Annotated in this window: 12 protein-coding genes; 6 read left to right on the top strand and 6 right to left on the bottom strand. The window is 70.8% G+C overall.

Annotated elements, in window-relative coordinates; genetic code table 11:
- Positions 1-72: 72 nt before the first annotated feature.
- From EV386_RS05190 to EV386_RS05175, 4 genes are all read left to right on the top strand, one after another.
- Entirely contained in the window at positions 73-396 is a 324-nt protein-coding gene (locus EV386_RS05190) for a hypothetical protein (protein ID WP_130412946.1), read from the top strand.
- Between the two features lie 136 nt (positions 397-532).
- On the top strand, positions 533-1054 hold the full coding sequence (locus tag EV386_RS05185; protein ID WP_207216474.1) for a hypothetical protein: 522 nt from the start codon (positions 533-535) through the stop codon (positions 1052-1054).
- Positions 1051-1998 (top strand): NAD-dependent epimerase/dehydratase family protein, encoded by a 948-nt coding sequence (locus EV386_RS05180; RefSeq protein ID WP_130412942.1) that lies wholly within the window; start codon positions 1051-1053, stop codon positions 1996-1998. Before EV386_RS05185 ends, EV386_RS05180 begins: the two co-directional genes overlap by 4 nt.
- 56 nt (positions 1999-2054) lie before the next feature.
- Positions 2055-2816 carry a DUF4386 family protein gene (locus EV386_RS05175; RefSeq protein WP_130412940.1) on the top strand — a complete coding sequence of 254 codons (762 nt, stop codon included), beginning with the start codon at positions 2055-2057 and terminating at the stop codon, positions 2814-2816.
- A gap of 90 nt (positions 2817-2906) precedes the next feature.
- On the opposite strand, the gene EV386_RS05170 is transcribed toward EV386_RS05175, so the two are convergent.
- The gene (locus EV386_RS05170; RefSeq protein WP_130412938.1) at positions 2907-3182 is read right to left on the bottom strand and encodes a hypothetical protein; all 276 of its coding nucleotides are present in this window, start codon (positions 3180-3182) and stop codon (positions 2907-2909) included.
- Between the two features lie 329 nt (positions 3183-3511).
- On the opposite strand from EV386_RS05170, the gene EV386_RS05165 reads away from it, so the two are divergent.
- Complete coding sequence (locus EV386_RS05165) at positions 3512-4942, top strand: plasmid pRiA4b ORF-3 family protein (protein WP_165399851.1); 1431 nt, start codon at positions 3512-3514, stop codon at positions 4940-4942.
- A gap of 323 nt (positions 4943-5265) precedes the next feature.
- Here EV386_RS05165 and EV386_RS05160 read toward each other — a convergent pair whose 3' ends face one another.
- Positions 5266-5922: a TetR/AcrR family transcriptional regulator gene (locus EV386_RS05160; RefSeq protein WP_207216473.1), complete on the bottom strand. Its 657-nt coding sequence runs from the start codon at positions 5920-5922 to the stop codon at positions 5266-5268.
- 135 nt (positions 5923-6057) lie between these two features.
- On the opposite strand from EV386_RS05160, the gene EV386_RS05155 reads away from it, so the two are divergent.
- A complete protein-coding gene (locus tag EV386_RS05155; RefSeq protein WP_130412934.1) occupies positions 6058-7542 on the top strand; it encodes an MDR family MFS transporter in 1485 nt (494 codons plus the stop codon).
- Positions 7543-8007: 465 nt separating this feature from the next.
- Here the strand turns inward: EV386_RS05155 and EV386_RS05150 are convergent, their stop codons facing one another.
- From EV386_RS05150 to EV386_RS05135, 4 genes are all read right to left on the bottom strand, one after another.
- On the bottom strand, positions 8008-8454 hold the full coding sequence (locus tag EV386_RS05150; RefSeq protein ID WP_130412932.1) for a hypothetical protein: 447 nt from the start codon (positions 8452-8454) through the stop codon (positions 8008-8010).
- Positions 8455-8822: 368 nt separating this feature from the next.
- Complete coding sequence (locus EV386_RS05145; RefSeq protein WP_130412930.1) at positions 8823-9764, bottom strand: aldose epimerase family protein; 942 nt, start codon at positions 9762-9764, stop codon at positions 8823-8825.
- Positions 9761-10786 carry an ABC transporter permease gene (locus tag EV386_RS05140; protein ID WP_207216472.1) on the bottom strand — a complete coding sequence of 342 codons (1026 nt, stop codon included), beginning with the start codon at positions 10784-10786 and terminating at the stop codon, positions 9761-9763. The genes EV386_RS05145 and EV386_RS05140 overlap by 4 nt, the downstream gene beginning before the upstream one ends.
- Positions 10783-12303 carry a sugar ABC transporter ATP-binding protein gene (locus EV386_RS05135; protein WP_130412928.1) on the bottom strand — a complete coding sequence of 507 codons (1521 nt, stop codon included), beginning with the start codon at positions 12301-12303 and terminating at the stop codon, positions 10783-10785. Before EV386_RS05135 ends, EV386_RS05140 begins: the two co-directional genes overlap by 4 nt.
- Between the last annotated feature and the right edge of the window lie 85 nt (positions 12304-12388).

Here is a 12388-nt window from a genome sequence, read left to right as displayed (position 1 = left end):
CCGCGCGCCCGACGTCAGCGCCCGTCAGCGCCTCGTCAGTGCCTCGTCAGTGCCGAGGGCCACCGTTCAGGTGTGCCAGACGACGACACCGCGCTCCTTCTCAAACTGATCGGCGACCAGCCCGACGCGTCCGCCGACGTGCTCGCGCACGCCGCTGACTCGACCTCGACGCCACTCTTGGTGGCCGCCGCGCTCCTGGTCGGCGACGCCGGGCTCCTCACGCGAGCCGCCCAGCACGCCACGACGACGCGTGACCGACAACTGGTCGCGCTGGCGCAGGCGCACCTGCGCGGCGACGCCGACCTGTTTCACGCGCTCGTTCGCGACCACCTGTCCGACTATCCGGACAACCTCCTCGCGGCCTGGATCGCCGGGCGGACGCCACCCACCCCATGAGGCCGTCGGCCGCCATCAGCGTCACATCATCCGCATGGCCAACGAACAGGAGAACGTCATGTCAGACCTCCACACGAAGGCGCCCGTCGCCCGCCGTGCGCCACCACCGAGGAGAGGACGAGCCATCGGACGTTGGATGGTGTCGTTCGCCGGCTACCCGCTGGGCGGCTATGCCGCCCTCCTGCTCACCGGGCGTGTCGACGGCCCCGCTCCCGCACTCGCCGGCGGCCTGCTCACAGGCGCCATCCTCGGCGCCATTCAGGTCTGGGCCCTGGGGAGGGCGAGGCCTCATCCGTGGGCGTGGGTCCTCGCCACCGCGGTCGGCCTGATGGTCGGTGTGGCCGCGGGCGCCGCCCTGGTCGACTACCGGACCGACCTCGGCTCGCTGGTCGTCCAGGGCGCGGTAGCCGGCACGCTGACCGGCATCGTCCAAGCGGTCGTCCTCGTCCCGCGTCTCGGCGCCCGGGCCCTCCTCTGGCCGCCCTACCTCGGCGGCGCCTACGCCATCGGCTGGGCGGTCACGACGTCCGCCGGGATCGACGTCGACCGACAGTTCACGGTCTTCGGGGCCTCCGGCGCCCTCGTCGTCGTCGTCCTGACCACGGTCCTGCCCCTGGTCCTGGGCGTCCGTCGCGGCGCCGAGGAGCGCACGTCATGAGCCGCCACGTCGTCTTCGGCGCCGGCCAGGTCGGCCGACCGCTCGTCGAGCGCCTCCTCGCAGACGGGCACGACGTCGTCGCGGTGAGCCGCAACGGACGTGGTCCGTTGCCTGGCGCCGAGGTTGTCGGGGGCGACGCGACCGACCCGGCCTTCACGAGCCGCGTCTGCCTCGGAGCCGACGCCGTCTACTTCTGCCTCAACGCGCCGGACTATCGGCGCTGGGACGAGGAGTTCCCGCCCCTGCAACGCGCAGTCCTCGCGGGAGCGACCCACGCCGACGCCCGGCTCGTCGTCCTCGACAACCTCTACTCCTACGGACCGCCGGACGGCCGCCCGCTGGTCGAGACAATGGCCGCGAAGCCGACGTCGAGGAAGTCGGCCACCCGAGCGGCGATGACCGAGGACCTCTTGCGAGCCCACGCCTCCGGGCGCGTCGCGGTCGCCATCGGCCGCGCCTCCGACTACTTCGGGCCGGGCGCACGCCGCAGCGCCCTCGGCGAGACTGTCTTCGCGAACGCCCTGAGCGGTCGGCGAGCGCAGGTCCTGGGAGATCCCGACCAACCGCACAGCTACTCCTACACCCCCGACGTCGCAGCGGCACTCCTGGTCTTGGGCACCGCAGCGGGAGCCACGGGACAGATCTGGCATCTGCCCGTGGCCCCGGCGCACACGACCCGCGAGATCATCGAGCGCCTCTATACGGCGGGCGGCCACCGGCCACGCATCCTTGCCGCGAGTCGAGCCACACTGCGCGCCCTCGGCCTCGTGAGGCCGGCGATGCGGGAGTACCTGCACACCCTCTACCAGTTCACCGACCCGTGGGTCGTCGACGACTCCAAGTTCCGCACCGCGTTCGGCGTCAGCGCCACCCCGCTCGACGAGGCGCTCGACGCCACCCTCGCCTGGTACGGCGCCACCGCGTCCGCTCCCGCCATCGCGTGACCCGTCACCCCGTACCTCCACGCCAGACACCGCGCATCACGACTCGGAGGCCGCACATGGGCGCCCAGACCATCACCCAAGAACCCGTCACCCACCGCAGCGCCGCCCGTCTCGCCGCCGCCGCGCTGGCCCTGGCGTCCGTGCTCGCCATCGCCGGGTTCACGGTCCTCGGCTCGATCTTCCAGTACCCGCAGATCCTGGAGGAGCCGACATCGCAGATCCTCGCCCTGTTCCGCGAGCGCCAGGGCGCCGTTGTCACCTGGTTCCTCGTCTTGGCCCTCAGCGCCGCCCTGATGGCTCCGGCCGGGGTGTTCCTGGGACGTCTGGTCGGGGGGACCCTCGGAGCCTGGATCGCTCGCGTCGGCATCGCCGCAGCGGCCGTCCAGGTGATTGGGCTGCTGCGCTGGGCCACCGTCGTCCCCGGTGTCAGCCAGGAGGCTCTCGACCCCACGCGGCGCGCCGACGCCGAAGCGCGTTTCGAGTTGCTGCACAACCTGCTGGGCAGACTCATCGGCGAGACCTTCGGCTACGCCTTGACCGCGACGTTCACCGTGCTGGTGGTGGTCGCCCTGGGCCGCACGATCCTGCCGCGCTGGATGGCCGTGATCGGCGTCGCGGCGGCGGCTCTCATCGCCACCGGAGTCGTGATCCCGCTGGTCGAGGCAGCCAGCCTGAGCAACTTCGCGGGCTACGTGGTGTGGTGCCTGTGGCTGCTGGGCGTGGCCGCGCTCCTCCTGCGGGCTCCTACGCCGACGGTGACGGCCACGTCGATCACACCGACGGCGTGGGGTCGGCGCTTCACCGGGCGGCGCCCGTGACGGCCGAGCTCTCGTGGGTCGCTCGAGGTGTCACCGAGACGGCCGATCTCAGCCCGGGCCCGGCCGGAGACGGTTCGAGCGTTTGGCCTGTCAGCGGGCCTCGACGCCAGGCCGGACGAACAGCGGCGCGGCCTTCATGCGCCCGCGCCCGTCAGCGACCACCGTCCACGTGTGCAGTCGCCACCCGACCGCCAGGACCGCCTCAGCCATCGCCGCCACGTCGCCGCCCCCACCGGGGATCGCGCGGCCGCTCGGCGGGTACGGCAGCACCGGAGCGTGCAGGTCGTGGCCCGCGTCCCAGGCTGCCTCGGCCTCACGGCGCACCCCGCCCACCAGCATGGCGGAGCGCTCGTCACGGATGCCCATCGTGGTCGGACGCTCCCACGGCGGGGTCGCGGTGGTCCAGGGTGGCGGGGCGGGAGTCGGACCGCGGCTGCGGCTGCGGCGAAAGGCCTGGTCGGCGCGATCCCGGTCCGGACCCGAGACACCTCGACCGGTTCCACCACGCCCCTGTCTCCCCAGCCGCCCCACTTCGTTCGACCCGCACGACGGCAACGCGGAGCCCGTCGCTGCGGATTGTCCCGAGCTGCTCCACCGCGGCGTTGCGTACGCTGTCTGCGACCACTCCAGGACGCCATAAGCCTGCGGCGCGGTCTCGATCAAGCATGCCGGGCCATCACACAGCGAGGTGGGGAATGACGACGAACGAGGACGAGTTCCGCGCCACACTGGAGGACCTCGTCGCCCAGGTCGGCATCGGCGCCGTCCTCGACACGTTCGCCGTCGGGCCCGTCCGACGACACCGCCCCACGACTCCCCCGCGCTCTCGGCACCCGCGCCGCGACGACGTCGTCGTCCTGCGGGTGCGCGTCGATCTCAACCGGGCGAAGCCGCCCATCTGGCGTCGCCTGGACCTGCGCTCCGACCTGACCCTCGACGTCGTCCATGACGTCCTCCAGGACGCGTTCGGATGGACGGACTCGCACCTGCACTCGTTCTGGCTCTCCGCGGAGACGTACGACCACGCCGCCGAGCGGTACCTGTGCCCGTACGACGTCGAAGAGGGTGACCTCGAGAACCTCGAGGACGACGACGGCGCCCGCTTCCCCGAAGAGCAGATCCGGCTCGACGAGGCGCTCGCCGCACCCGGCGACGCCCTCGCCTACCTCTACGACTACGGCGACAACTGGGACCTCACCCTCCGTCTCGAACAGGTCATACCGCTCACCGACGACGGCCACGCCGTGGCCCGCTGCGTCGACGGCCGCCGCACGGCCCCGCCCGACGACTCGGGCTCGATCCGCACCGCCGAGGAGCTCGCCGAGGTACTCGACGACCCGGCCCACTTTGACATCGCATCCGTGAACACAGCCCTGGCGGGGCCGCTCTACGAGCTGCGTCGGCGCGCGTACCCGCGCCGCCTCATCAACATGCTCGCCATGCTTGCGTACGACGACCCGACCGTGACGCTCGCCGCCGACCTGGCGGCGCTGCCGGATCCGCCCGAGACGCCGTCGGACGACGAGCTCGCCGCCGCCCTGCTCCCGCACCTGTGGTTGCTGGACCGGGCATCGGACGGCGGCATCCCGCTCACCGCGGCCGGGTACCTCAAGCCCGCCGACGTCGAAGCCCTCGCCACACTCCTGCCGACCATGGCCGGCTGGATCGGCAAGGCGAACCGCGAGGACCTGACGTGGCCCGTGGCCGAGTTCCGCGACCTGATGACCAGGCCTCTGGGGCTCCTGAGGAAGTACAGGGGCCACCTGCTCCCCACGCGGGCCGGAGCCGCCGCGCGAGGCCGGCCGCGGGCGCTGCTCGCGCACCTGGCTTCGACGCTGCAGCCTGGCGACGGACGCACCTTTGCCGATGACGCCAACCTCCTCGTCCTCGCCTACGCCGCGACAAGCATGGGCAAGCAGCTGCCGTGGGCCGCGATCGGCGCGCATCTCGGCGAGATCGGCTACCGGATGCCGGACGGCTCGCCGGTCGACCGGGCATCACTGCGCCACGCCGGGACTGCCGGCTCCATCCTCGGGGCCATCGGTGAACGCTCCGAGGATCGCCGGGCGCAGGGCCGCGTCTCCGCCGTCGCGGGCACGCTCGCGCTCACAGCGCTGCGCCGATAGCCAGCCACGCCCAGGTCTCGCGACGACGTCGTCGCCATGGCGTCGGCCGGTCGGATGTGGCGCTGTGCGAGGGTCGCAGCGTGCCGGTGTCGCGCCTGGGCCGCGACGACCTGCCCTCGCCCATCCCGATCTGGGAGCGCAGGACATTGACCAGGATGCCGCCTCCTCGCGGGGCGACGTCGGCGAGCGAGAGCGCCGCCTTCTCGTGACGACGCAGCGCCCCGCGGCGGCGACACGGCTCCCCTGCTGGACGCGACTGAACCCGGTCCTGGGCCGGGACACTGGTGTGAGGGTGGTGTCCGCCTCACAGTCGGACCGGGCTGTTACGCCCGGCGGCCTACCGTTTCTGGCGCCTCGGCGCGCATTCCATTTGTAAGCAGCGTCAGGATGCGCTCGGCGCGCTCGGTCGCGGAGTACTGCGCTGCCCAGCCGATCGCCGCGGCGGCGGTGAAGAGGTCCTCTGCGTCGACGTCCGGCCGTACCTCGCCCGCCTCCTGGGCGCGCTGCAAGAGGCGGGAAGCGGACTCGTTCATCGCCACGCAGGAGCCGTGCAGCTCGGACCGGCTGTCGTGAAGTGCCGCCAGCACCGAGCCGGGCAGTCCGTGGAAGGCGCCCGAGCCCGCGGCGAACCGATGCAGCCACCCGGCCAGCGCCTCACCCGGAGAGGGAGCGGCCAGCGACTCGTCGGCGGCGTCGGCGAGCGCGTTGAGCCGGTCGCTGAGCACCGCCTGCACCAGCGCGTCCCGCGTGGGGAAATGGCGATAGAGCGTGGCGATGCCGACGCCGGCGCGGCGCGCAACGTCACGCAGGGAGGCGTCCAGCCCCTCCTCGGCCATGACGGTGCGGGCCACCGCGACAAGGTTGTCGCGGTTGCGGCGGGCGTCGACGCGCATACCGCCGCCAGCCTCGGTCCGTGCCGCACCCTCAGGCGGTCCCGCTGTCCCGTCCGGTCCGGCGACCGCGCCGTCTCGTCCACTCATGGCGCCTCGCTTGCTTGAGATCTGGAGCACCGCTCCGTACAGTAATCGGAGCACCGCTTCGTTTTTTCGGAGCACTGCTCCCAGTGTACAGAGCCCCCTTGTTCCGCCCACGTCCGCACTTGAGGGAGATTGACCATGTCAGCGGAGACCACCACCAGCCCTCCGAGCGCACCGGACGCCGGAAGGGAGCCGTTCTCCCCCGCGCTCCGCAAGGTGATCGCGGTGACCACACTCGGCGCGTTCATGGTCTTCCTCGACTCCACCGTCGTCAACGTCGCGCTCCAGACGCTCACGAAGGAGTGGGACACCTCGCTGTCCACCATCCAGTGGCTGGTCACCGCCTACCTCCTGGCGATGACCGCAGTCATCCCCATCAGCGGCTGGTTTGGCGCGCGATGGGGCGCCAAACGGGTCTTCATCGCCGCAATCGCCGTGTTCACGCTTGCGTCGCTGGCCTGCGCCCTGGCCACCTCCGTCGAGCAACTGATCGCCTTCCGCGCACTGCAGGGCATCGGCGGCATCGCCGTCCCCGTCAGCCAGGCGATCTTGGTCCGCGCCGCCGGACCCCGGCTGATGGCCAGGGTCGTGAGCGTGAGCGGCATCCCGGTCATCATGGCCCCGGTGATCGGCCCCACACTGGGCGGTCTGCTCCTACAGCACGTCGGCTGGGAGTCCATCTTCCTGGTGAACATCCCGATCGGCATGATCACCGTGCTGCTGGCCGTCCGGCTGCTGCCGGGCGACACGATCACCCACCCGGGCAAACTCGACGTCCCCGGCCTGGTCACCATCGTCGCGGCGAGCGTCGGTCTGACCTTCGGGCTCTCCGAGATCGGCAACTCCGGCCACGCCACCTCCGCCAAGGTGCTCGTCCCACTCGTCTCAGGCGCCCTGCTCCTCGCCTCCTTCATCGTCGTCTCGCTACGCCGCGCCAAGCCACTCCTGGACCTCCGGCTGTTCAAGGACCAGACCTACAGCGCCGCCTCGCTCACCAACTTCTTCATGGGCGCGCTGAGCCTGGGCGCCGTCATCCTCATGCCGCTCTACTTCCAGACCGTTCGCGGCGAGGACGCGGTCGCCACGGGTCTGCTGCTGATCCCGCAGGGCGTCGGCATCGCGGTGGCTCTGTTGCGGGTGGCCCGCTTCGTGGACAAGTTCGGCAGCGGCCCGGTCGCGCTGGTCGGCGGCCTGATCAGCATCGTCGGGACCGTGCCGTTCGTCCTGATCGGTGACACGACGTCGTACTGGTGGATCGGCGTCGCCATGGTGGTCCGCGGCTTTGGCATCGGCACGTGCGCGGTCCCGGCGGTCACGGCGGCCTTCCGCGCGGTGTCACCGATGAAGATCCCAGACGCCACCGTGCAACTCAACGTGGGCCAGCGCATCGGCGGCTCGCTCGCTGCCGCGATTCTCGCCGTCGTGCTCCAGCGGCAACTCCAGTCCGCCCACTTGCCGGCCGACCAAGCGAACGGGTTTGGCGTGGCCTTCTGGTGGACGCTCGGCATCGGCGCCGCGGCCGCCCTCCCGGCGGTGCTCCTCGCCGTGGTGGAACGCCGAACCGCTGCCGCCGCCGCACCGGCGGCGCCCGCCGGCTCACTGAAGGAGGCCCGGCAGGCCTGAGCCGGCCGCACGTCTGGACAGCGATTCGGCCGCAGAACCCACCGCCTGGACGCCGTCCCACCTCGTGGCCGCTAACCCGTGGGGGCGGGCGTAGGAGCGGGGTGAATGGCCTACCTCTGTGTGCACCGCGACGTCAAGCCGGGAAGTGAAGAAGGCCGGAATCGTTGAGATTCCGGCCTTCCCGCCTGTCGGGCTGACAGGATTTGAACCTGCGACCCCTTGAGTACCTCGTGGCACTTTCGGGAGGTTCCGACGCGAGTCGAGTTGGGCCGACCAGAATGGTCTACCTGCGTGAACGTCCTCAGCAGCGTACTCAGTGGTACCGACTGAGAACGGCGTAGGCCGCGAGTATCTGATGCCTAAGTGATCAGCGTCTTGATCCCCCACCAAACGCTGACGGACACCCAGCGCCCGCACCACCCTGCCACCCATTTTGCGGCGTGACCCAGGTCCGACCAAGCATCGCTACCGGGCCTTCCAGTTCCATCGTCGAGTTGGGCCCCACGGCTCCCAGCCATCCAGGAACGGAATCAGCTCGTCGGCTTTGGGGGCTCGGACCTCCGGAATCAAGAGTTCCGGTCTCAGAAACGGGTCCCGCTCGTCGAGCAGACGCGCCGCCAGGTCGAGTTGCGTAAGCACGGCGAGGCGTGTCTCGTCGTCGCACTGCGACGCCGCGTGCCGCGCTTCGGCTAGGAACGCTCGCCGCTCGCGGTGCTCGATCCACGTGTCCGACGCCGTGACGAAGTGCTCCCACCGCGAGTGCTCGTCGTAGCGGGACCTGGCGACGGCCATCGCCGCCTCCCACTCCCGTCGCTCCTCCGCCGCACGCCGCTTTGCCGCCGCTTCGGCCGCCTCTGCCTGAAGTCGGTAGATCTCGAGCCGTCGTAACAGGTCAGGAAGTCGGTCCTCCACGGACCCTCGCGTACTCGACCCCAGCACCACAGGGGGCGAGCGAACGTTCCAACCGGCACACCGCGGATCCGTCCTTGCCGCGTCCCGCCCGCCAGCAGGCCGGAGGACACGGGTGGATGCCGCCGATGAGCGCGCTGCTGACGGGGCATCGCGGAACCAGGTGGGCCCAGTCTGGTGAGATTGGTGACTCATCTGGAGCCTTCACATCCCTCCTCCGCGATGTGGTGAGCGCAGTTCCCCGGCCGGACGAATGCACCTGGACATGCGCGAGGAGGCGCGCGCCACCATGCTCCAGGCCGTAGCGGCCCGCGCACCCGTGATCCTCCGTTCTGCGGCGCTCACCTGGCGGGGCTTACCGCATTCCAGCGTCAGCCGACCGAGATCCCCCAAGCCACGGTCCAGGTCGCGCCGGGCTCCAGCCGGTGTAGACCCTCGCCTGACCGCAGCGCGTCGGGCGGAGCACTCATCGGCTCGATGGCGAGCGCACGGCGGGGTCCGCCGTCGGAGGGCAGGTCGGGGCACACGTACACATGCACGTACGCGAGATCCGGGTCCGTCCAGACGACCACCTGACGCCCGTCCGGGGCGGCCACGTGGTGCCTCGCCCCCTGCGCGTGTGCGGGACGCAAGCGCAGGCAGGCGTTGACATCGGCACCACCCAGCGGGGAGGGGAGCACCGGTCGCCCATCGAGCACGTCCCACCCCACGGGGAGAAGCCGGCCATCGACCCGCAAGGCCGCCTCGGCATCAACCCGGACCGAGAGTGAACTCGTCGGCACGTCCCCAACCCGCACGTACGGGTGCGCGCCGATCGCGACCGGTGCTGTGTCGTCCCCGAGGTTCTCGATGAGGTGCTCCACGCGCAAGCCCGCGGGAGAGAGGGTGTACCTGGTCGCGAGCCGCAGGGTGAACGGGTAGCCGGGGCGGTGGCGCACGTCAGTGACCAGCTCGACGTCGCCCACCCCGTGGCGGACGACGCCGAACACGTCGTCAAGAACCAGGCCGTGGTTGGCGGTGGACCGCTTAGGTTCCGTGAGTTCGAGAGCCAGCTGGTGGCCACGGTGGACCCAGAGCCCGTCGCGCACACGGTTGGGCCACGGGAAGAGGACCGACCCCGAGCAGTGCGGCGGGCGCGCGCCCGCAGTCACCTCGTACTCCTCCACGAGGGGTACGCCGCGGCGGCGCAGCGAGCGCAGCCCGCCGCCCCACAGGTCGACCTCCGCCGTCCACCCGCACGCGCCGCGCAGGCCGACCGTCCGCAGCGGCGACTCGACCTGCGGCTCCCCGAGCCGCTGGAGCGGTTCGATCACTTGGGCAGCCCGACCCGACGCTCACCGTTGCGCAGCTGCTGGATCACTACGGCCGCGATGAGCAAGCTCCCCTGAGCGACGTTCTGCCAGAACGGATTGACGCCCAGAAGCGACATCCCGTTGAGGAGCACGCCCAGGAGGACAACCGCAAGGATTGTTCCCCCGATGGTGCCCTTGCCGCCGCGCAGCGCTACCCCACCGAGGGCTGCGGCCGTGATCGACTGGAACTCCAGCCCTTCGGATCCGGAGATCGGCTGACCCGAGCCTGTGCGGGCGGTGATGAGCACCCCGGCCAGGGCCGCGACGGCCCCGGCCAGGACGAAGACGCCGATGATGTACCGGTTGATGTTGACGCCGGAGAGGCGGGCGGCCGTGTCGTTGCCGCCCACGGCGTAGATGTTGCGCCCCACCCGCGTGTACCGGAGGAGCACATGCACGGCCATCGCGACCACAGCGAGCACCCACACCAGGGTGGGGATACCGATCATCGAGCCGCGGGCGAGGAAGATGTACACGTTGTCGGCGCCCGTGTAGCCCTGAGCGCGGCCGTCGGAGATGAGTTGCGCGACACCCTTGAAGGCGATGAGCCCTGCGAGCGTGGCGATCATTGGCGTGACGCGCCCGAACACCACGATGCAGCCGCTGACGACGCCGCAAACGGCCCCGATAGCCAAGGCGCCCAGGATGCTCACGCCGGCCCCGAAGTGGGTGAACAGCATGGCGGATGACACCGATGCGAGCCCTGCGACGGAACCCACCGAGAGGTCGATCCCGCCCATGACGATGACCACGGTCTGGACGATGGCGAGCAGACCGGAGATCGTGACGGCCATGCCGATCGTCTTGAGGTTCGACGTCAGGTAGAACGCCGAGTTCTGTGAGCCGATGAAGAGCATCACCGCGACGATCGCGGCGACGAGGCTCAGGTTCTGGGCGCCGATGGCGCGGAGGCCGCGGCGCAGCGTCGAGACGCGGGTGGGCTCCGGCGAGGTGGTGCTGGTGCGGACGGCAGTCGTGCTCACGACGGCGCTCCTTCGGAGATGTGATCGGCGATGGCGAGGGTGAGGATGGCTTCCTCGGTGGCGTCCGAACGGTCGAGCTCGCCGGTGACGCGACCGTCCTGCATGACGACGATGCGGTCGGCGAGGCCGAGCACCTCCGGCAGTTCGGACGAGATGACCAGCACGGCGACACCCCGGCTCGCGAGGTCGTCGATGATCGCGTAGATCTCCGCCTTCGCGCCGACATCGACGCCGCGCGTGGGCTCGTCGAGGATGAGGACTTCCGGCTCCTTCGCCAACCAGCGGGCGAGGACCACCTTCTGCTGGTTGCCGCCGGAGAGGTTCTGCACCACCTGCGCGGAGGACGGCGTCCGGATCCGCAGCTGTTCGATGTACCGGGCCGCGAGCGCCTTCTCCCTCCGATCGCTCACGAAGCCCAACCGCGTCATCCCCGGCAGGGCGGCGAGCGCGATGTTGTCCTTGACGCTGCGGACCATGACGAGCGCGTCCGCCTTGCGTTCCTCGGGCGCTAGCGCGACGCCAACGCCGATCGCGTCCTGCGGCGACCGGAAGCGGCGCACCGTGCCGCCGACCGTGAGTGTGCCGCCCGTGACGGGGCGATCACCGCAGATCGCGAGCGCGAGCTCCGTGCGCCCGGCGCCGACCAGACCGGCGAGGGCGACGATCTCGCCGCGCCGCACCTCTAGGGACACGTCGGTGACGTCGTCGGTCGTGACGTGATCGAGTTGGAGTGCGACCTCGCCCGGCGAGCGCCGGCTGCGTTCGAACATGGACGACAGGTCACGGCCCACCATCATGCGGACGATCTCCGCCTCGTTGGTCTCCACAACGTCACGGGTGCCGATCACGTGGCCATCTCGCAGGACGGTGACGCGGTCGGCGACTTCGAAGATCTCGCGCATGCGGTGCGAGACGTAGCCCACGGCGCGCCCGGCATCCCGCAACTTCGCGATCAGCGCGAACAACACCGCGGTTTCGGCGCCGGACAGTGACGAGGTGGGTTCGTCGAAGCACACGACCTTGGGTTCGTCGATAAGGCACCGCACGATCTCGACGATCTGACGTTCGGCGGGAGACAGGTCGACGCCGCGGGCCGCCGGGTCCAAGAGCCCATCGAACCCGAACCGGGCCAGATCCTGGCGAGCGCGCGCTTGCAGCGCACGCTGCGAGACGACGCCGCGGCGCGCGGGGAGGGCACCGAGATAGAGGTTCTCGGCGACCGACACGTGCGGCACGATCTCGGGCTCCTGCACGATGACGCGCACACCGGCTGCCCGCGCGTCGGTCGGCGTGGTGAAGGTCACCGGCTCGCCGCTGACGGTAACCCTCCCGGCGTCGGGCCGGTAGTCGCCCGTAAGGATCTTCAGGAGCGTGGACTTGCCGGCCCCGTTCTCACCCATGAGCGCGGTGACCTTGCCCGCGGGGAGGTCGAGGTCGACGTCGACGAGCGCGCGGACCCCGCTGAAGGATTTTGAGATGCCCCGCAGCGTTGCGGTGGCGTCGGTGGTGGTGCTCATGCTCACTCCCTGCCGCTGGGCGAACGGGGTGTCTGCTCGGACGGTGCGGTACCGGCCCGGCCACCGCAGTGGCCGGGCCGAACGG

Source organism: Xylanimonas ulmi (genome assembly GCF_004216535.1).
Lineage (GTDB): Bacteria > Actinomycetota > Actinomycetes > Actinomycetales > Cellulomonadaceae > Xylanimonas > Xylanimonas ulmi.
The sequence above is the reverse complement of the archived record's forward strand: the minus strand, read 5'-3'. Positions and strand labels throughout refer to the sequence as shown.

What these genes read in the sequence shown, in the direction of transcription:
- EV386_RS05165 (WP_165399851.1), top strand. Translation starts at nt 3,512, where the DNA reads ATGACGACGAACGAGGACGAGTTCCGCGCCACACTGGAGGACCTCGTC.
- EV386_RS05135 (WP_130412928.1), bottom strand. Translation starts at nt 12,303, where the DNA reads ATGAGCACCACCACCGACGCCACCGCAACGCTGCGGGGCATCTCAAAA.
- EV386_RS05185 (WP_207216474.1), top strand. Translation starts at nt 533, where the DNA reads ATGGTGTCGTTCGCCGGCTACCCGCTGGGCGGCTATGCCGCCCTCCTG.
- EV386_RS05180 (WP_130412942.1), top strand. Translation starts at nt 1,051, where the DNA reads ATGAGCCGCCACGTCGTCTTCGGCGCCGGCCAGGTCGGCCGACCGCTC.
- EV386_RS05170 (WP_130412938.1), bottom strand. Translation starts at nt 3,182, where the DNA reads ATGGGCATCCGTGACGAGCGCTCCGCCATGCTGGTGGGCGGGGTGCGC.
- EV386_RS05155 (WP_130412934.1), top strand. Translation starts at nt 6,058, where the DNA reads ATGTCAGCGGAGACCACCACCAGCCCTCCGAGCGCACCGGACGCCGGA.
- EV386_RS05175 (WP_130412940.1), top strand. Translation starts at nt 2,055, where the DNA reads ATGGGCGCCCAGACCATCACCCAAGAACCCGTCACCCACCGCAGCGCC.
- EV386_RS05160 (WP_207216473.1), bottom strand. Translation starts at nt 5,922, where the DNA reads ATGAGTGGACGAGACGGCGCGGTCGCCGGACCGGACGGGACAGCGGGA.